This window comes from Ulvibacter sp. 2210JD10-4, from assembly GCF_058148525.1.
Window position 1 is genome coordinate 1 of record NZ_JBYVJZ010000019.1, and the last position, 339, is coordinate 339.

1 protein-coding gene is annotated in these 339 nt (G+C 41.9%); it reads right to left on the minus strand.

The features are described 5' to 3' along the window. Nucleotides 1-92 precede the first annotated feature (92 nt). A partial coding sequence (locus tag ACY2RT_RS15305; protein WP_490156799.1) for a hypothetical protein occupies nucleotides 93-339 on the minus strand: 247 nt, incomplete at its 5' end.

Consider the following 339-nt stretch of genomic DNA (forward strand, 5'->3'; position numbering starts at 1 on the left):
TCTATGTATTGAAGCGAATGATCATGGCCCGACACAAAGACGAGTTGATCGTGGTCTTTTGCCATTACCTGGAGCCTCTTCATAAAATCATCCTAGCGTTCCTTATATCTGTCCTGTTTCGAAATAGCACCCTGGCTGCGTATTTGGGTAAGTAAAGGTCCAAGCCCGGGAATTGGCAGTAGTTGATCTTTAGCGGGATACTTGCCACCGTGTTTCCTATTGGTAAGTAAAGGGTGGTGCATTGCAAATACAATTATTTTTTCTTTGGCCTTCTTAAGCTCTCCTTCTATTTCCACAAACAACTTTGAACGTGTTTTGATCTCACATTTGTCATTCATT